At 70.5% G+C, this 19,284-nt stretch carries 10 protein-coding genes; 8 read left to right on the forward strand and 2 right to left on the reverse strand.

Annotated elements, in window-relative coordinates; all coding sequences use genetic code 11:
• Positions 1-36 precede the first annotated feature (36 nt).
• The gene (locus J2Y70_RS04195; RefSeq protein WP_309913694.1) at positions 37-894 is read right to left on the reverse strand and encodes an IclR family transcriptional regulator; all 858 of its coding nucleotides are present in this window, start codon (positions 892-894) and stop codon (positions 37-39) included.
• Positions 895-1,432: 538 nt separating this feature from the next.
• On the opposite strand from J2Y70_RS04195, the gene J2Y70_RS04200 reads away from it, so the two are divergent.
• Positions 1,433-1,846: a hypothetical protein gene (locus J2Y70_RS04200; protein WP_309913696.1), complete on the forward strand. Its 414-nt coding sequence runs from the start codon at positions 1,433-1,435 to the stop codon at positions 1,844-1,846.
• 112 nt (positions 1,847-1,958) lie between these two features.
• Here J2Y70_RS04200 and J2Y70_RS04205 read toward each other — a convergent pair whose 3' ends face one another.
• The gene (locus J2Y70_RS04205; protein ID WP_309913699.1) at positions 1,959-2,711 is read right to left on the reverse strand and encodes a DUF4440 domain-containing protein; all 753 of its coding nucleotides are present in this window, start codon (positions 2,709-2,711) and stop codon (positions 1,959-1,961) included.
• Here J2Y70_RS04205 and J2Y70_RS04210 point away from each other — a divergent pair.
• The 7 genes from J2Y70_RS04210 (at position 2,697) to J2Y70_RS04240 (ending at position 19,213) form a co-directional block, all read left to right on the forward strand.
• Positions 2,697-2,876, forward strand: coding sequence for a hypothetical protein (locus J2Y70_RS04210; RefSeq protein WP_309913702.1), 180 nt, complete (start codon positions 2,697-2,699; stop codon positions 2,874-2,876). The genes J2Y70_RS04205 and J2Y70_RS04210 overlap by 15 nt on opposite strands.
• Positions 2,877-3,165: 289 nt before the next feature.
• Positions 3,166-4,557 (forward strand): ATP-binding protein, encoded by a 1,392-nt coding sequence (locus tag J2Y70_RS04215; protein ID WP_309914688.1) that lies wholly within the window; start codon positions 3,166-3,168, stop codon positions 4,555-4,557.
• A gap of 71 nt (positions 4,558-4,628) precedes the next feature.
• Complete coding sequence (locus tag J2Y70_RS04220; protein WP_309913704.1) at positions 4,629-5,345, forward strand: response regulator transcription factor; 717 nt, start codon at positions 4,629-4,631, stop codon at positions 5,343-5,345.
• 617 nt (positions 5,346-5,962) lie between these two features.
• Positions 5,963-13,708, forward strand: coding sequence for an SdrD B-like domain-containing protein (locus tag J2Y70_RS04225; RefSeq protein ID WP_309913707.1), 7,746 nt, complete (start codon positions 5,963-5,965; stop codon positions 13,706-13,708).
• The gene (locus J2Y70_RS04230; RefSeq protein ID WP_263395855.1) at positions 13,705-17,085 is read left to right on the forward strand and encodes a hypothetical protein; all 3,381 of its coding nucleotides are present in this window, start codon (positions 13,705-13,707) and stop codon (positions 17,083-17,085) included. The genes J2Y70_RS04225 and J2Y70_RS04230 overlap by 4 nt, the downstream gene beginning before the upstream one ends.
• Positions 17,086-17,095: 10 nt before the next feature.
• Positions 17,096-18,115: an OmpA family protein gene (locus tag J2Y70_RS04235; protein ID WP_309913709.1), complete on the forward strand. Its 1,020-nt coding sequence runs from the start codon at positions 17,096-17,098 to the stop codon at positions 18,113-18,115.
• A 291-nt stretch (positions 18,116-18,406) separates the two neighbouring features.
• Positions 18,407-19,213 (forward strand): YiiX/YebB-like N1pC/P60 family cysteine hydrolase, encoded by an 807-nt coding sequence (locus tag J2Y70_RS04240; RefSeq protein ID WP_309913712.1) that lies wholly within the window; start codon positions 18,407-18,409, stop codon positions 19,211-19,213.
• The last annotated feature ends 71 nt before the right edge of the window (positions 19,214-19,284 follow it).

The raw sequence follows: 19,284 nt of genomic DNA on the forward strand, positions 1-19,284 counted from the left end.
CGGATTGCAGGGGAACCGGGCGGGGCGCCCGGGCGGTCAGGTGCTGGGTGCGGTCACGGCGATACTCCCGCTGGCCTGGATCGCGAAGGCGATGTCCTTGGCCGCGAGCAGGGTGGGTTGCAGGGCGGTGCGTAGCAGTTCGTCATGGCTGGTGCGCACCGACGGTGCGGCGACGCTGATCGCGCCGAGCGGATAGTCGTCGGCATCCAGCACCGGCACCGCCAGCACGCGCAGTCCCTCGGTCAGCATCGAGTCGAGGATCACGTGGCGGTCGCGGCGGATGCGTTCGAAGGTGCCGAGCATGGCGGCGATCTCCGGCGCGTGCGGCGCGTGCACGTTCACCCCCGTCACCCGGGTCACTTCCTCTGGCGACAGGTGCGCGAGCATGGCCAGGCCGATCGCGGTGCGGGTGCTGGGCACGGTGGTGCCGATGCGGATGTCCACGCCCAGCCGGGTGATGCCGGCGCGGACCCGTTCGATGTAGAGCACGTCCGGGCCCTGCAGCACGGCGAAGCTGGCCGCTTCGTTGACGTCGCTGACCAGCGCGCGCAGCAACGGGCGCACCACGCTGCGCAGGTCGCGGCGGGCGATGGCGTGGAAGCCGAGGTCGAGCACCTTCAGCGTCAGCCGGAAGCGGCGGCTTTCGGGAATGCGGCTCACGTAGCCGAGTTCGACCAGCGTGTTGAGCATGCGGAACGTGGTGCCCGGGTCGAGCTTGGCCAGCGCCGCGATCTGGCTCAGCGACAGTTCCTCGTGCTCGGAGGAAAACGCCTCGAGCACCCGGAAGCCCTTGGCCAGCGATTGCACGGTGCTGCGCAGCTTCTTGTCCGCCGCGGCCTCGTCGCCGTCGGCGGCGGCGGGGTCCAGCGCGCCTGGGGAGATCGTCTTGGTCATCTGCACATTCCTGGTGGCCGTCGTACGTCGCAAGCTTGCCGAACCGGCCGGATGGTGTCGCTTGACAAGCGTGTTTCGGATTGCGAAAATTATTTCGAAAGTACACGCCAAGGTTCGCCAAGCGCTCTCGCCGCGTCAAGTTGCGGCGCAGCATCGGTGGCGTGTGGTCGTGCGCGGCGCGATCGGCGACATGGTCCGCGCCTGGTTCCAGGCGGCCGAGCGTGCGCCGCAGGATCGAGTTCCCAATCTCCAATCCCGGCTGCATTGCCCTGTGCGTGGCGCAAGACGTAGCGCCCTGTCGAAGTAGCTGGAGCCGCGTCTTGGATTCGCCGTGGCGGCGGCACCATGTGAGATCGGTGCGATTCCAATGCTTCGAGCGGCGTGCGCGCTGTGGCGGATCGCCATGTAGACGAACGGCTCCGCGATCGGCAGCGCAAGCGTTGCTGGCAGACAACCCCGCGCGGCGCCGATAGCGTGGCGTATGGCCCGAACCAACCGACAGGCGCCGCAACCACCTGCGCAGAAATGGTGGCAGACGTTGTCGTTCAAGCGCGCCGCCGCCGAGGTGTCGGCGGTGCTGGTGCTGGTCGGCGGCACCTACGGGTTCGTGCAGTACGTGGAGGTCAAGCCGCTGGAACGGCGCCTAGCCGAAGCGCAGGCCGCCGCTTGCAAGCCGGCGCCCAGTTCGCCATTGATCGCGTTCGGCTTGTTGCCGGGCGACAGCCGCGTCCTCTGGGATGGCGCGCTGACGGTGACCAACGCGACGCGCGGCGAGGACGGCGCGGGGACGCGGTTGCGGGCGACGCCACGCGAGGGTGCGCCGGTCGAGCGGGCAGGGCTGTCGCCGGGCGACAATTTCGATGTGCCGGTTGCCGGACACGGCACGTATCAGGTCTACCTGAAAAGAAGCTCGGCCGACTTCATCGAGGTGTCAGTGCTGCATCGGCCATGACGGCCGCGACGGGCGAAGGCGGCGCGTGCCTGCAACGCCTGCGCGGCGATCTCGTTGTCGTCAACGGATGCTGGACTTCGCGCAGCGGCGCCCCGGCGCTACTGCGGCTGCGTCACCGCGCCTGCGCGGTCTCGACCACGGCGCCGTTCTCGTACACGGTCAACCGGCGTGTGCCCGTGTCCGCCGCCGGCGCGAACACGAAGCGCAGGTCGCGTTCCATGGCAAAGAAGCGGGTCGGCGATTCGGCGTGCAGGGTCACCACCAGTGCGCCGGCGCTGAGCTTCAGGTGGTCGCCTTCCACGGCGACGCGGATGTCGCCCACGCGCGCGCCGCGATAGTCGCCGGCGTAGCCGGCCAGGACCTCGGGTGCCAGGCGCAGCTGCGTGGTGGGCGGCACGTACGCCGCCGCGGCGTGCGCGTAGCTGTAGATGCGGCGCATGCGCCAATGTCCGTCCACCGACTGCCAGAGATTGGTGAATTCGGCCTGCCCGTCCAGACGCTCGGGCTCACCGTTGCGCTGCAAGTGGAAGCGATGCGTGCCCGCCAGCAGCGCGAAGCCGCCGGCCAGCGGATGGAACTGCACGTCGCCGGCGGCCGCGTCGCGACGCAGGTGCATCGCCGGGTCGGCGCAGGGGCCATCGCGCAAGGATCGCAGCACCGCCGCCTTCGATGCGGTCAGGCCGGTCTTGTCGTGGTAGAACTCCACGTCGTCGGTGAGCAGTTCGCCCATCGTGCGCATGTCGCAGGCGTTGTAGGCCTGCCAGTAGCGCGCATCGGCGGCGCGCACCGCTGCTTCGTCGTCGGCCGCCGCGGCGGCGCCGCTCAGGCCCAGCAGCGCGCACAGCGCAAGATGGCGAAGGGACATGGCGGGCTCCTGCAGCAGGAGCCCGATTGCAACCCAACGCTGCGCGCCTGCCGCGTGCAACAAGTCATGGGCACCGATGGACGTCGGCGTTCGGTGGTCATGGCGAAGGGCACCAAGCGCGGCAATGCAGCGAAGGCGGCGCTGCCGAGGGTGCTGATCAGCTGAAAGAGATGTCGTGCCGGCAGCGCCGCATGGCCGAGCGGCGAGCGCACGACGTCGCCGTGTCGCAACGGCAGAAAATGCGTCTGCGCGTTGCCGCACACCGGCCGCTGGCGCTGCGCAATACCGTTACCATGCCCTGCGCCGCGACATGCCGCGTGCGCCTGCATGCGGCCGCATGTCGCCAAGATGACGGCGATCGCGCGCGCGCGATGAGCGCGAAGATGCGTCCGCTACGCAATCGTCGCATACTGGGCATGCAGGGGTGCGAGGGGAGGAGTTGTTGGCGGTGCTGATGCAAGGCGGTGGGACGTTCAAACGAGTGCTGCACGGCCCGGCCAGATGGCTGCGTGCGGTGCCGATCGCCGACCCGGTGGATCTGCGCAATGCGCCGATGTTCCAGGTGGTGCTGTTGCTGTTCGGGACCCTGCCTGTCGCTGCGTGGCTGTATCGCGCGATCGCGGTGCCGGTGGCGTGGCGTCCCGGCGAATTGACCAGTCTGGCGTTGAGCGCGCTGTTCAGTGCGGTCGCGCTGCTGGGCGTGGTGCTGATCCGTTTCGGCCGCTTCCGCTGGGCCGCCTACCAGATGTTGGGCGTGTTCGCGGTCTCGGTCCTGGCCAGCCATGCCGCCAGCGGATTCGGTGGGCAACGCTTCGAGCAGCCGGTGCTGGTGGTGCCGATGGCGATCGCCGCGCTGGCGGTGGGGCGGCCGGCGCTGTGGACGATGTTCGCCGCCGTCGCGCTGTCGTTCGCGCTCGGGACCTATGTGGACATCGGCAACGGTGAGCCGCAGGACGTCATCGGCGATGCGGTCATCAGCGGCGTCATCTTCCTGCTGATCGCGGTGGTGCTGGACCGCACCTCGGCCGCGTTGCGGCAGAGCCTGCGCGAGGTGCAGGTACGCGCCGAGCAACTCGGTCTCGCGCACGACACGCTGCGGCGCGAAGTGGAGGAGCGGCAGCGGATCGAAGACCAGCTGGTGAACGCCAAGAAGGTGGAGGCGGTGGCGCGGCTCGCCTCCGGCCTCAACCACGATTTCAACCATCTGCTGAGCCTGGTGCTGGGCTACGTGCGCCAGGGACGCCGCGCCGGCGACGCGCCGGCGATCGCCGCGGCGTTCGACGGGGTCGAGTCGGCGGCCAGGCGCGCCACCGCGCTCAGCGCGAAGTTGCTCAGCTTCAGCCGCCAGGACGAGACCCAGGCCGAGACGCTGGATCTCGGCGAACTGGTGGCGACGTTGCGGCCGCTGCTGAAGCAGGCGCTCAAGCCCGGCATCGCGCTGGAGGTGCAGGTGCCGCCCGGGCTGCAGGTGCATTTCGACCGGCAGCAGCTGGAGTTGATCCTGCTTAACCTGGTCGCCAATGCCGACGATGCGATGGAACACGGCGGCACCGTGACCCTGCACGGCCGGCGCGTCGGCGGCGAAGCCTGGCTGCAGTGCCGCGATACCGGCCCGGGCATTCCCGCGGCCCTGCGCGAAAAGATCTTCGAGCCGTTCTTCACCACCAAGCCGGTCGGCCATGGCACCGGGCTCGGCCTGGCGATGGCCAACGGGCTGATGCAGCGGCATGGCGCGCGCATCTGGGTCGACGCCGAGACCGGTGCCGGTGCCGCGTTCGTGCTGAGCTTCCCGCATGGGCAGGCGCAGCCGCCCGCGCTGGCGGGCGCGAAAGGCGTGGAGGGCTAGCGCGTGGCGTGTGCTTGCCGTTTGCAGGGCGCCGCGTATGCGTGGCTGGCGCCGTCAGGGACGTGCCGGCGATGACGGCGTCGCCGGGGCTGGTGCTGGCCGGGGTGCGGATCGCGGTGGTCGAGGACGACCCCGAACTGCGCGCGATCGTCGTCGACGAACTACGCCACGAAGGTGCCCAGGTGCTCGGCTTCGGCAGCGCCGAGGCGTTGTACCGGCACCTGCTGGGCGATGTCTGCGATCTGGTGGTGCTGGACGTCGGGCTGCCGGGCGAAGACGGCTATTCGGTGGCGCGCTATCTGCGGCAGATCGTGCCGCAGGCGGGCATCGTGATGCTGACCGGCCGCGGCGCGAACACCGACATGACCCGCGGCCTGATGCAGGGCGCGGACCTGTACCTGGTCAAGCCGCTGGACGTGGAACTGCTGATCGCGGCGCTGGCCAACCTGCGCCGGCGCCTGCAGCCTGCGGCACCGTCCGCGGCGCCGGCCGTGCAGGACTGGCGGCTGAGCGACGACGGCTGGACGCTGTTCGCGCCGGGCGCGCGGACGCTGGCGCTGACCGAGGCCGAGCGTGGACTGCTGAAGGTGCTGTTCGCGCAACGCGGCGCGCCGGTCGACCGCGACACGCTGATCGCCGCGGTCACCGATGCGCCGTGGGATTTCGATCCGCACCGCCTGGAGGTGCTGGTACACCGGCTGCGCGCACGGGTGACGGCCGCGACCGCGGCGACGCTGCCGCTGCGCGCCGTGCGCGGGCAGGGGTATCTGCTGGGCGAGGCGGCGTAGCCCAGCCGACCCGGTCGGGATAGGTCGTGCTGTGCCTGGCGCGTGTGCGGCCGGTAAGGCCGGGGGCTGTCTTCCGCAGGGAGCCGAGCCGCCGCGGCCTGGTGCGCCCGAGCGTATCCCTTCGAAGTGCCGTGTTCGGCGTCCGGGCGGCTTCGCGCCTCGGACCGGCGGCCGCCCGCCGCGCCGCCCGCGCATGACCACCCGCACGCCGGCACGGCCGATTCGCCTCTCCAATCGCGCAATGTCCCCAGGATGTCTCCCGGATGTCCCGCATTCGCGCATGGGCCGCGGATCCGATGCTTGCGCGATCGGTAGACAGATTGGCGGGTTTCGCCGGCTGCGCCGGCGTCCATTCTTTCGTCACAGCCCAATAACGAGGGCGTCCCATTGCGGTTGCGGCATCCGTCTCGTTGCGCGCGTGAGGAAGTGAGAGCGAACGCGAACCGCTGCTACTGACTGCCTGCACCGGCCTGCGCAGAATCCGCGCCACCACACCGGCAGGCCCAGCCTGCGCTTTCGGAGTGGGTTCCGATCCCGATCGCAGCGCGCCCCGCACGGCTTAGGCCTGGGGCGCCGGTTCGTGGGTCCGGTTTGGATGCTTGGGGAGAGAGAGGCACATGACTTATCTGATGCGCGGCAGCCGCATGGCTGCATTGCGGGCGTGGGCGCGTGTCGCCTGCGGCGACCACCGCGTTCCGGCGTTGCCGGGGCGAAGCCTGCGGCTGATGATGGCCGTGTTGCTGCTGGCCGCGCCTGCGCTGGCGGCGGCCGCGGACCTGCAGATCACCAACCTGTCCGACACCGGCTACGATCCGACGCCGGCCGGCGGCACCGTGGTCTACAGCGTCACCGTCGAGAACAGCGCCGCCGATACGGTCAACAACGCGGTGGTGATCTTCGATCTGCCCGCCGGCGCCCAGGCCGGCGCACCGCTGCCGGCCACCTGCAGCGTCGCCGCCGGCAACCCGCAGCGCATCGAGTGCCGGGTCGGCACCCTGGTCGGCACCTTCTCTTCCAACGGCGCGCCGGTGACTTTCCAGTTGCCGGTGAGCACGGTCGGCCTGGCCCCGGGCACGATCGAGATCCGCGGCGCGATCGGCGTTGAACCCGGCCTGCCGGCGGCGAGCACGCCGATCGCCTCGCTGCTCGATGGCGACGCGTTCTTCGCCGGCGACAGCAACGCCGCCAACAACCGCCGCCTGGAAGCGACCACGCTGGAATCGGCGGGCGACCTGAGCGTGGAGAAGACCGCCACGCCGAACCCGGTCGTCGCCGGCGCCGAGGTCACCTATACCGTCACCGTGCGCAACGCCGGGCCCAGCGCCTCGGCCGGCTTCACCGTGGTCGACACGCTGCCGGCCGCGGTGCAGTACGTGGCCAACAGCTTCAGCGGCAGCGGCTGGACCTTCAACAGCGGCAGCATGACCGCCACCCACGCCGGTGCGCTGGCCAACGGCGGCAGCAGCAGCTTCACCTTCCGCGCCCGCGTCACCGCGGCCAGCGGCAACATCGTCAACACCGCGCGCGTGGAGGCCGGCTCCACGCCGGATCCGCTGCCCGACAACAACACCGGCAGCGTGACCACCACGGTCAACGCCGGCGCCGACCTGGCGCTGAGCAAGAGCGTCAACCCCTCGCCGGCGATCTCCGGCCAGCCGGTCACCTTCAACATCCAGGTCCGCAACCAGGGCCCGAGCGCCGCGCTCAATCCGCGCTTCGTGGACAACCTGCCCACCGGTTTCCTGGCCACCGGCGGCACCGTGCCGGCCGGCTGGACCTGCACCAACAGCAATGGCAACGCCACCCGCACCTGCGCGTTGAACGGCAGCCTGGCGGTCGGCGCCGTGGCCGATTTCACCATCGAGAGCACGGTGCCGGCGTCCGGCACCAACAGCAGCGGCGACGTCACCAACAGCGCCACTGCCAGCTCCGACACCCCGGACGCGAACAGCGCCGACAACACCGGCAGCACCACCTTCACCGTGCTCGCCGACGGTGCCGACCTGTCGATGCAGAAGACCAAGACCCCGGCGCTGGTGCCGGTGTGGAGCGGCATCGGCAGCGATCTGGACAGCCGCATGACCAGCACCATCGTCGTGCGCAACATGGGTCCGCGCCCGGCCACCGGCCAGGTGCAGACGGTGGATACGCTGGCCACCGGCGAAGAGCTGTTGCAGCCGGACGGCAGCGTGGCGCAGCCGGGCGTGCCGTTCGCCAGCGGCGCGTGGACCTGTTCCGTAGACCAGGCCTACAGCGGCTCCAGCGTGCAGCACGTGACCTGCGACCTCGGCGCCGGTTCGCTGCCGTTGGCGGTGGGTGCGCAGGCGCCGACCCTGCAGCTGCTGACGCGTGCGCGCAGCTCCTCGGCCAACCTGCTCAACAACGCCTGTACCGGCGGCTCCGGCGGCTCGATCGAACCGCTGACCGGCAACGGCATCGACCGCGACCCGGAAACCGACAACGACTGCTCCGGCGCGGGCACCCGCACCACCGACGAGCGCGCCGACCTGGCCATCGCCAAGCAGACCAATGGCGTCGGCGCCGCCGACAACGTGCTGGCGGCCAACCAGGACACGCTCAGCTACACCCTGACCGTGACCAACAACGGCCCGGACAGCACCACCGGCGTGGTGGTCAACGACACCGTGCCCGGCTTCGTCAACGGCCGCACTCAGATCACCGTGACCACCACCCCGGCCGGCTGGAACTGCGCCATCAACGGCGCCTCGGTGGTCTGCCGCTCCGGCACCACCGCGCTGGCCAACGGCGCCACCGCGCAGATCGTCATCCAGGTCCAGCGCGCGCTGTTCGACAGCTTCAACCAGGCCGCCGGCACCTGCGGCGGCACCGCCATCAGCGGCGCGTTCTGCAACACCGCCGGGGTCGGCATCGATGCGGCCGTGGCCGGTTCGGTGGGCGAGCTCAACGGCAACAACAACCAGGCCTCGGACTGGATCCGCATCGCGCGCGTGGCCAACGTCGCCACCACCGCCAAGACCATTTCCTCGGGCACGCCCGGCCGCGCCGGCGTCAACACCACCTATGTGATGTCCTACATCAACCGTGGCCCGTCGACGGTACCCGGGGTGATCTTCCGCGACGTGTTCACCCTGCCGGCCAACGATTCCGGCTTCGTGCTGGTGTCCGCGCAGCGCACCGGTGCCGGCACCCGCGCCTGTACCGCCACCGCTGGCGCCGGAGTGACGGTCACCGTCGACGCCGGCGGCACCTCCTACGCCAACCCGACCGGCGCGCCGGCGCAGGTCACCGTGCAGTGCCCGGCGCTGCCCTCGCTCACCAACGAGCAGACCGAAACCCTGCAGGTGGTGATCCGGCCCAACGTCAACAGCGGCAACACCGGCCGCCAGTTCGACAACATCGCCGACTTCGTGGTGGACATCGATGGCGACGGCACCGGCGATGCGACCGCGGGCACCGATGGCGACGGCAACACCTACGACTTCAACACCGACACCAGCGACGACAGCAAGAGCGCGCAGCTGCCGTTCGAGGCCGGCCAGGTCGACCTGATCACCAACAAGGTCGACACCGGCTTCACCGGCGGCGTGGATCCGCTCGGCTACGACGAGACCAACCCCACCGCGAACCTGATCACCTACCGGATCACGATCCGCAACAACGGCCCGTCGGTCGCCACCGACGTGCGCCTGGGCGACAGCTTCACTCCGCCGTCCGGCCGCACCGTCACCTTCATCGGCGCCTCGGCCACGCCCACCGGCACCTTCGACCCGGCCGCCTGTTCGGTGACCTCCGGCAGCAACCCGACCGTGGGCGCGGTGCAGGTGCTGAACTGCCTGATGCCTGGCATCGGCTTCAGCAACAACGTCGCCGGCGTGGTCGCCTCCGGGCAGACCAGCACGCTGTACCTGCGCTACCGCTACGACACCCCGCCGGGCGCGGCCGGCGACACGGTCAGCAACCTGGCCCAGGCCACGTCCGCCGAGGCCGACAGCAACACCGCCAACAACGACGCCAGCCAGGAAACCACGATCCGCGCCTCCGCCGATGTGGGCGTGAGCAAGCACGTGATCACCACTGCGCCCGATGCCGATCCGGATGCGGCGCTGCCGGCCAACGCCACCTCGGTGGGCCTGCGCCAGCCGTTCTTCTACGTCATCGACGGCATCAACAACGGTCCCGGCGCGAGCCTGTCGCGCGACCGCAGCGGCACCAGTCCGCTCAACGGCACCGGCACCGTGGTCAGCGACACGCTGCCCGCCGGGCTGGTGGTCGTCGGCCAGGTGACCTGGCAGAAGAAGGGCCCGATCCCGGGCGGCGGCGGCGGCGAAGTGCCCAACGGCACCGGCAGCTGCACCCAGGCCTCGGCCACGCTGACCTGCAACCTCGGCGACGTCACCGTCGGCGGCAAGCTGCGCATCGTGGTGCCGGTGCGCTGGGATACCTATCCGGGCGCGTCGGCGATCAACAACACCGCGACCATCACCACCGAGCAGGTCGATCGCGTTCCGCCGAACAACACGTCCACCGTGCCGATCCTGGTCACCCGGGCGTCGCTGGCCGGCACCGTGTTCGAGGACCGCGACCGCGCGGGCGGCAATGGCGGCGTGCGCCAGAACGGCGAGCCCGGCATCGCCGGCGTCACCATCGTGCTGACCGGCACCGATGCCTATGGCAACACGGTCAACCGCAGCACCACCACCGCGGCCGACGGCACCTATAGCTTCGACAACCTGTCGGCGGCCGGCGCGGGCGGCTACACGCTGACCCAGACCCAGCCCACCGGCTATCGCAACGGGCCGGTGGATCCGCCGGTCGCCGGCGCCAGCGCGCCGTCGCTGGGCGGCACCTATGCCGCCGGCAGTCCCAACTCCAGCTACACCACCGTTCCGGTCGGCGCGACCGACGCGGCGGTGCGCTACGACTTCCCGGAAGTGCGTCGCCCCAGCCTGTCCGGCCGGGTCTACGCCGACCTGAACTTCAACAACGTGCGCGACGGCGGCGACCCGGCGATCGCCGGCGCCACCGTGGAACTGCTCGACGCCACCACCGGCGCCGTGCTGGCCACCACCAGCACCGACGGCAACGGCGCCTACCGCTTCGACGATCTGGATCCGACCCTGACCTACAGCGTGCGCGAGCCGCTGCCGGCCGGGCAGTACAGCAACCGTCCCAGCGCGATCAATCCCGGCCAGATCGGCGGCGCGGCGTGCACGCCGGGCAGCTGCGTGGCCGGCACCGCGGTGGCCGCCCCGGGCGGTCCGGATGCGGCCACCACCGACCGCATCTCGCAGATCCAGCTGGGCGCAGGCCTGGACGGCACCGAGTTCAACTTCGGCGAGAACCCCAGCGGCAGCGCGATCCAGGGACAGGTGTGGCGCGACGACGACAATGACGGCGTGATCGACCCGACCGAGACCGGCCTGGCCGACGTGGACGTGGTGCTGACCGGCACCGACCAGAACGGCCAGGCGGTCAATCTGACCACCAAGACCGATGCGACCGGCAACTACAGCTTCATCGGCCTGCTGCCGGGCACCTACACGGTGACCGAGCCGACCCAGCCGACCGGCACCCTCAACGGCAAGACCGTGCCCGGCGACAAGGGCGGTACCGCCACCGACGTGGTCACCACGCCGTCGGCGATCGCCACCATCGTGCTCGGCGCCAACCAGTTGGGCCAGCACTACGACTTCGGCGAAGTGCAGGCGGCCTCGCTGTCCGGCCGCGTGTACTACGACAACGACGACAACGGCGTGGTCGGCAGCGACGAGACCGGCATCGGCAACGTGCGCGTGGTGCTGACCGGCACCGACGACCTCGGCGCGGCGGTGCAGCTGACCGTGCAGACCGACGCGCAGGGCCGCTACCGCTTCGAGAACCTGCGTCCGGGCACCTACACGGTGACCGAACCGGACCAGCCGGCCGACACCCGCAACGGCATCACCACCGCCGGCACCGTCGGCGGCGCCACCCGCGGCGTGGCGACCCCGCGCGAGACCGTGCCGTCGGCGATTTCCGCGGTGGTCCTGGCCCCGGGCGCGCAGTCGATCGACAACAACTTCGGCGAGATCGCCAACACCCCGGACCTGGTCGTCAGCAAGATCGCCGACCCGGTCAAGTTCACCGTCAACAACACCGCCACCTACACCATCAGCGTGCGCAACATCGGTCCGCGTCCGACCGCCGGCGTGTACCAGGTGCAGGACCGCCTGCCGCCGGGCGTGACCCTGGCGGCCCTGCCCACCGGCAGCGGCTGGACCTGCGCCGGCGCGGTCGGTGCCGACCGCTTCAGCTGCGACGCCAGCACGCTGATCGCGCCCGGGCAGACCGCCAGCGACCGCATCCAGGTGCAGGTCGCGGTCGGTGCCGCGGCGGCGACCGGCAACCCGGTCAACAATGCGGTGCTGGTGCAGGGCGGCGGCGAAGATGCCGCGCACAGCCCGACCCCGACCGAGCGCGGCGCGTTCGACGGCGACGTGACCCAGTTGCCGGTGTGCGATCCGGCGATCACCCAGAACGCCTGCCGCCTGCCGACGCAGGTGCAGCTGGCGGCCTCGGTGACGGGCACGGTCTGGTTCGACGTCGGCAACGACGACACCCTGCTCGACGGCGGCGATCGCCGCCTGCCGAACTGGATCGTCGAACTGGTCGATCCGACCAGTGGCCAGGTGGTCAAGACCACGCTCAGCGCCGCCGACGGCAGCTACCGCTTCGGCGACGTGATCCCCGGACAGAAGTGGCACATCCGCTTCCGCGATCCGAGCTCCGGGGTGATCTGGGCGTTCCCGGTCAGCGGCGAGACCGCTTCCGGCGCCGCCGCCCCGTGCGCCGCCGACGCGGCGATCAGCAACGGCAGCACCAGCTCGTGCCGGGTCAGCGACGGCGGCATCAGCCAGCTGGAAGTGGTGCTCAAGGCCGGCGAGAACCTGCCGCAGCAGAGCCTGCCGGTGGATCCGTCGGGCGTGGTCTACGACGCGGTCACCCGCGATCCGGTGCCCGGTGCGATCGTCACCCTGGCCCCGGTCGGCGTCTGCGCCGGCTACGACCCGGCCACCAGCCTGCTCAACACCCAGGCCGGCGGCTACCGCATCGAAGGTAACGCGGTGTCGATGACCGTCGGCAACGATGGCTACTACCAGTTCCTGTTCGGCCCGGCGGCGCCGGCGCGCTGCGAATTCCAGCTGACGGTGACCCCGCCGGGCGGCTACGTGTTCGTCTCCACGCTGATCCCGGCCGAAGGCAACTCGCTGTCGCCGCCCGGCGCGGTGGGCAGCAACTACCAGGTGCAGCCCAACGCGCTGGCGCCGACCGGTCCGGTCGGCACCGCGACCCAGTACTACCTGCGGCTGTTCGCCGGGTCGGCCACCGCCGGCATCGTGCACAACCACATTCCGCTCGATACCGCGGTAGCCACCGGCCTGGCCATCACCAAGACCGGCGATCGCCAGACCGCCGAAGTGGGCGACACCGTGCAATACACCATCACCATCCGCCAGACCGCCGGCAGCCCGCTGCAGATGGTCAACGTGGTCGACCGCCTGCCGCGCGGCTTCACCTACATCGACGGCACCGCGCGTGCCAACGGTGTGGCCGTGCCCGAACCGCTGGGCAAGCCCGGTCCGACGCTGGGCTTCAGCGCCGGTCCGATCCAGGTCGGCCAGCAGATCGCGCTGACCTACCGCGTGCGCATCGGCGTCGGCGCGCAGCAGGGCGACGGCATCAACCGCGCCCAGGCGCACGGCTGCTCGATCGCCGGCGGCTGTCTCGACCCGGTCTCGCTGCAGCCGCGTTCCGGCGCGCTGCCGTCCAACCAGGCGCAGTACCGCGTGCGCGTCACCGGCGGCGTGTTCACCGAGGAGGGCTGTGTGCTCGGCAAGGTATTCGTGGATTGCAACGTCAACCATGTGCAGGACCGCGAGGAGATCGGCATTCCCGGCGTGCGCCTGTACTTCGAGGACGGCACCTGGGTGATCAGCGATTCGGAAGGCAAGTACAGCTACTGCGGCCTGCCGCCGCAGAGCCACACGCTGAAGGTCGACGCCAGCACGCTGCCGCAGGGTGCGCGCCTGACCACCAGCAGCAACCGCAACCTGGGCGACGCCGACAGCCTGTTCATCGACCTCAAGAACGGCGAGCTGCATCGCGCCGACTTCATCGAAGGCAGCTGTTCCAACCCGGTGCTGGAGCAGGTCAAGGCGCGGCGTACGCAGGGCGAGGTGCGCGCGCCGGAGACCGAAACCGGCAACGCGCCGCTGCGCTTCAGCAGCAAGCCGACGCGCGCCCCGCAGCAGGCCACCGACTCGGCGGCGCAGTCGCCGATCGTCAAGCCACGCGGTACGCCACCGCCCGATGTCACCGTTCCTGCGGAGGTGCAGCCATGAGCCGGCCCGTCACGACGCGCCGCCTGCCGCGGCTGACCCTGCTGGCGTGCGCCCTGGCGACGCTGCCGGCCATGGCCCAGCAGACCGTCGGCAGCAGCCGCTTCACCCCGGTGCTGGGCGAGGCCGGCACGCTGTACCCGCGCACGCCGGGCAGCGCTGACGCCGCCGCCCAGACCCTGGCGCCGCCGCGTTCGGGTTCGCTCGACGCGCGCGCCGCGCAGGGCATGGACCAGGTGCAGGTCGAGGTCGATCGCGATGGCGCGCCGGCCGACGGCCAGACCCCGGTGCACGTGACCGTGCGCCTGCTCGACGACGCCGGCAAGCCGTTGCAGGGCGAGCACTTCGCCACCATCGAGCACACCGGCGGGCGCATCCTGCTGCCGGGCTCGCGCACCGACGAGCTGGGGCCGGGCGCGGCCGACTCCGACAAGGTCACGCCGGGCGTACAGTTGCCGGTGCGCGACGGCGTGGCCGAGTTCGACCTGCTGGCACCGGACCAACCGCAGGACGTGGTGCTGCGGGTCACCGCCGGCGCCCACAGCGCCGAGGGCACCATCGGCTTCGTGCCGGAAATGCGCGAGATGATCGCCACCGGCCTGATCGAAGGCGTGGTCAATTTCCGCCGCCGCGACAACAGCGGGCTGATCGCCCCGGTCGACCACGACGACGTGTTCGAGCGCGACATCCGCCGCTGGGAGAAGCAGTTCAACAACGGCAAGGCCAACGCCTCGGCGCGCACCGCGTTCTTCGTCAAGGGCCGGATCAAGGGCGAGTACCTGCTCACCGCCGCCTACGATTCGGACAAGCAAGTGCGCGGGCGTCTGCTGCGCGACATCCAGCCGGAAGAGTACTACCCGGTGTACGGCGACTCCTCGCTGCGCGGCTTCGATGCGCGCTCGGCCGAGCGCCTGTACGTGCGCGTGGACAACCGCCGCAGCTACCTGCTGTACGGCGATTTCCAGACCGGCGACACGCTGGCCACCGCGACCGGCATCGGCGCGCGCAGCAGCATGCCGCAGCGCAGCCTGGGCACCTACAACCGCACCGCCACCGGCCTGGGCTGGCACTACGAGAACGAGCGCGTGCGCACCAACGTGTTCGCCATCCAGGACTCGCTGCGCCAGGTGATCGAGGAGTTCGCCAGCCAGGGCAGCGGCCCGTACGCGCTGCGCAACAACGCCGTGCTGGAAGGCAGCGAGCGGGTGGAAGTGGTCGTGCGCGACCGCAACCAGCCCTCGCGGATCGTCTCGGTGCAGCCGCTGTCGCGGTTGGTGGACTACAGCTTCGAGCCGTTCTCCGGGCGCATCCTGCTCAACCAGTTCCTGTCCGCGTACGACAGCAACCTCAATCCGGTCTCGCTGCGCATCACCTACGAACTGGACCAGGGCACCGAGCGCTTCTGGGTGTACGGCGCCGACGGCCAGCTGCGGCTGACCGATGCGCTGGAAGTCGGCGCGGCGGTGGTGGACGACCGCAACCCGTTCGCCGAATTCCGCATGGGCAGCGTCAACGCCGGTTACCGCTTCGGGCCCAACACCGCGCTGGTGGCGGAGTTCGCGCGCACCCAGAGCGAGATCAACACCAACTCGATCAACCAGATCGCCACCCCGGGCCTGCAGGATCTCAGCGGCCGCGTCGAAGGCGACGCCTGGCGGGTGGAGTTCGGCCACGACGGCACCAAGCTCGACGCCAACCTGTTCGCCGCGCGCACCGATCCGGCGTTCAACAACCCGGCCTCGCCGCTGTTCGGCGGGCGCGGCGAGTACAACGCCAAGGTCGAGTACCACCTGACCGAGCGCGTGGACCTGTATGTCGAAGGCCTGCGCAGCGAGGACCGCAATCCGGACGGCGGCAAGCGCGACGCCGGCGGCGCTGGCGTGCGCGTGGGCGCCACCGAGAAGCTGACCCTGGACTTCGGCCTGCGCTCGATCCGCGAGACGGTCGGCGCGTACTCGCCGTGGTCCACCGACACTGGCTACGGCAACAGCGGCGGCCTCACCGGCGGCTTCGCCACCGGCTCCGGCGGCGGCGCGCTCGGCTACGGCCAGCAGCCGCTGGATCCGCTGACCGGCCTGCCGGTGATCGGTTCCAGCAGCGCCGTCACCGGCACCGCCAGCGACCTGCCGATCGGCACCCGCCTGGAATCGGACAGCGCCCGCATCGGCGCCGGCTACCGCATCGGCGCCAAGCTGTCGCTGGGCGCCGAGTACGAGCAGAGCGTGTCCGGCGAGGACCGCAACCGCGTCGCCGCCGGCGTCGACTACCAGGTGCTGGAACGCAGCCGCCTGTACGGCCGCTACGAGAAGCAGACTGGCCTGACCAGCGCCTACGGCATCACCACCGTCGACCGCGAGGCCGATGCGCTGGTGTTCGGTATCGACAGCAGCTACGTGCGCGACACCCAGGCGTTCTCCGAGTACCGCATGCGCGATGCGATCAGCGGCCGCGACGTGCAGGCCGCCTCCGGCATCCGCAACACCTGGGACGTGCGCGAAGGCCTGCGCCTGAGCAGCTCCGCCGAGCACGTGAAGATCTACGACGGCAACACCGGCGATGCCACCGGCCTGGCGCTGGCGCTGGACTACAGCGCCAACCCGCTGTGGCGCGGCTCGGTGCGGGTGGAACACCGCATCAGCGGCGACGTCGCCGAGACCGAGACCGACGAGGCCTTCGACACCACGCTGGTGCAGTTCATGCTGGCGCGCAAGCTCAGCCGCGACTGGACCCTGCTCGGCCGCAACTACCTGCTGCAGACCAACTACGCCGCGCGCGGCGACGTACTGCAGAACCGCTTCCAGCTGGGCGTGGCCTACCGCGATACCGACACCAACCGGATCAACGCGCTGGCCCGCTACGAGTACAAGCTGGAGCGCGACGAGAGCGGGCTGACCCTGCTCGACGGGCAGGCGGTGGACGGCAGCAGCCAGGACATCAGCAGCCGCGCGCACATCGTCTCCACCCATGCCGACTGGCATCCGTCGCGGCCGTGGTGGCTGACCGGGCGCGTGGCCGGCAAGTGGCAGCAGGACCGCTTCGCCTATGCCGACGGCGGCCGCGTGGACAGCCGCTTCCATGCGGTGCTGGTGTCCGCACGCGTCGTCTACGACATCACCGAGAACTGGGACATCGGCGTGCTCGGCTCCACCTTCCGCGGCCAGCTGGGTTCCAACCAGTACGCCTACGGCCTGGAAGTGGGACGGCTGCTGCGCCAGAACCTGTGGCTGTCGGCTGGCTACAACTGGTCCGGCTACGAGGCCGACCGCGACCTGTCCGGCTACGAGTACACGCAGCAGGGCGCGTTCCTGCGCCTGCGCTTCAAATTCGACGAAGACCTGTTCCGCCGGGATCCGGTCCGTTACCGCGACCCGGCGCGCTGAGGAATCCATGATGACCACGACCCACTCCCGCTTCGTCCTGTCCCGCACCGTCGCCGCCGCCTTGCTGCTCGGCGCCTGTGCCGCCGGCAACGCGCAGACCCAGTTGCTGCCGCAGCAGCAACGCATCAGCGACGAGGCCATCGCCGCCGACCTGCACGGCTACCAGTCCGTGCAGGACCGCATCCAGGCGCTCAACGATGGCGGCCGTCCGGTGCGCGACTACGCCCTGTCCAAGGCGCAGTGCTGGCTCGACGTGTCCTTCCACGAGTACACCCGCAACGACCGCAGCGCGTTCCCGCAGGGCGCGCTCAGCGAATCGGAGAAGCTGGTGCAGCTGATGGAGCAGGGCGCCACCACGATCCCCACCGAGACCCCGCTGGTCAACGACGCCAAGTACCTGCGCGACGACCTGTGGCAGCGCCTGCGCGCGCTGCACGGCACTGCCGGCTTCAGCTGCGCGCAGCAGGCGGCGGCCTGCGGCGAGGTCGAGCTGGTGCACGCCGGCAACGAGTTCAACCAGCAGCAATGGCGCCATGCCAAGCCCTACATCCAGATCGCCGAGGACATGGTCAACGACGCCGAGGCGCTGGCGCGGCAGTGCGGCGGACCGGAGCGGCCGGACGCGCCGGCCGCGGCGCCGATCCCGCTGGTGGCCAACGTGCTGTTCGAGTTCGACCGCGACGGCTACAAGGACATCCGCACCCACTCGCTGGAAAGCCTGGACCGCGCCCTGGCGCGCATCGCCGAAGAGAAGCTGACCTTGCAGAAGGTGGAGCTGGTCGGCCATGCCGACCGCATGGACGGCCGCGGCCACGACTACAACCAGGGCCTGTCCGAGCGCCGTGCGCGCACCGTGCGCGAGCTGCTGATCGGCCGCGGCATTCCCGCCGACCGCATCCGCTACGAGTACCGCGGCGACAGCCAGCAGGTGCAGCAGTGCGCCGGCGTCAAGCCGCGCGCCGCGCTGCTGGAGTGCCTGCTGCCGAACCGCCGCGTCGAAGTGCGCCTGGTGGTCGGCCGCGGCGACTGACCGCACGCGTTAAAGCCCCTCTCCCCCCGGGAGAGGGGTTGGGGTGAGGGTACGGGGGCGAAGCCCTCGCATGTTCGGCTGCACCAGGCTTCGCCCGTACCCTCATCCGCCCCTTCGGGGCACCTTCTCCCGATGGGAGAAGGGAAGGCATCGCGCCGCCCATAACGCTCAGATGGGCCACAAGCCGCAGCACGACCACGGCTACGCTCAAGAATCTCCCACCGCCGCCGCCATCATGGAGAAGCGAAGTCGCTTCGCCGCCCGGGTCGGGCCGTCCATGAGGTCACGCGCATGCTGTCATTGCCACGCCTGCTGGGGCGCCACCTGGCCAAGTTCCTGTCCAAGCCGCGGCGGCACCGTTCGGAACTGCCGACCAGCCCGCCGCAGCTGCTGCAGGCGGCGCTGCGCAAGGGCGACGTGCTGCTGGTGGAAGGCAACAGCCGCTTCTCGACCGCGATCAAGTACCTCAGCCAGTCCACCTGGTCGCATGCCGCGCTGTACATCGGCGATCACCTGGGGCCGGCGGCGGACGCGGACGCGCCGACCTTCTGCGACGTGGACATCAACGTCGGCGTGCGCCTGGTCGGCCTGCGCGAGTTCGCCGGCCTGCACACGCGCATCTGCCGGCCGGTGGGGCTGCGCGCCGAGGAGATCGCGACACTGGTCGACTACATGGTCAGCCGGGTCGGCAACAGCTACGACCTGAAGAACATCTTCGACCTGGCGCGCTACCTGATCCGTACGCCGCCGCTGCCCTCGTCGGTGAAGCGCCGTTTCCTGGAACTGGGCAGCGGCGAGCCGACCAAGGCGATCTGCTCGACCCTGCTGGCGCAGGCCTTCGGCGCCATCCGCTATCCGATCCTGCCGGGAATCGGCCATGCGCCGACGCCCGACGCGCAGGACGCGGAGATCCTGCACAACCGCCATCACAGCCTGTACTTGCCGCGCGATTTCGACGTCTCGCCGTACTTCGACGTGGTCAAGCCGCGCCTGCAGGCCGGCTTCGATTTCCATCGCCTGGTATGGCAGGGCGATGCCGACGAAGACGCGGCTGAGCGCCGACGCGAGCGCCAACCCGCGCCGCAGCCTGTCCTGTAGGGACAGGTGACGCTCGCAGACGCCGCCTGAAAAGTGAGCGAGCGCACAAAACGGTGCGCCCGATCACAACG

It is taken from the genome of Xanthomonas sp. 1678 (assembly GCF_031455575.1).
GTDB lineage: Bacteria > Pseudomonadota > Gammaproteobacteria > Xanthomonadales > Xanthomonadaceae > Xanthomonas_A.

What these genes read in the sequence shown, in the direction of transcription:
- J2Y70_RS04195 (WP_309913694.1), bottom strand. Translation starts at nt 894, where the DNA reads ATGACCAAGACGATCTCCCCAGGCGCGCTGGACCCCGCCGCCGCCGAC.
- J2Y70_RS04210 (WP_309913702.1), top strand. Translation starts at nt 2,697, where the DNA reads ATGGCGAAGGGACATGGCGGGCTCCTGCAGCAGGAGCCCGATTGCAAC.
- J2Y70_RS04205 (WP_309913699.1), bottom strand. Translation starts at nt 2,711, where the DNA reads ATGTCCCTTCGCCATCTTGCGCTGTGCGCGCTGCTGGGCCTGAGCGGC.
- J2Y70_RS04215 (WP_309914688.1), top strand. Translation starts at nt 3,166, where the DNA reads ATGCAAGGCGGTGGGACGTTCAAACGAGTGCTGCACGGCCCGGCCAGA.
- J2Y70_RS04220 (WP_309913704.1), top strand. Translation starts at nt 4,629, where the DNA reads ATGACGGCGTCGCCGGGGCTGGTGCTGGCCGGGGTGCGGATCGCGGTG.
- J2Y70_RS04225 (WP_309913707.1), top strand. Translation starts at nt 5,963, where the DNA reads ATGACTTATCTGATGCGCGGCAGCCGCATGGCTGCATTGCGGGCGTGG.
- J2Y70_RS04230 (WP_263395855.1), top strand. Translation starts at nt 13,705, where the DNA reads ATGAGCCGGCCCGTCACGACGCGCCGCCTGCCGCGGCTGACCCTGCTG.
- J2Y70_RS04235 (WP_309913709.1), top strand. Translation starts at nt 17,096, where the DNA reads ATGACCACGACCCACTCCCGCTTCGTCCTGTCCCGCACCGTCGCCGCC.
- J2Y70_RS04240 (WP_309913712.1), top strand. Translation starts at nt 18,407, where the DNA reads ATGCTGTCATTGCCACGCCTGCTGGGGCGCCACCTGGCCAAGTTCCTG.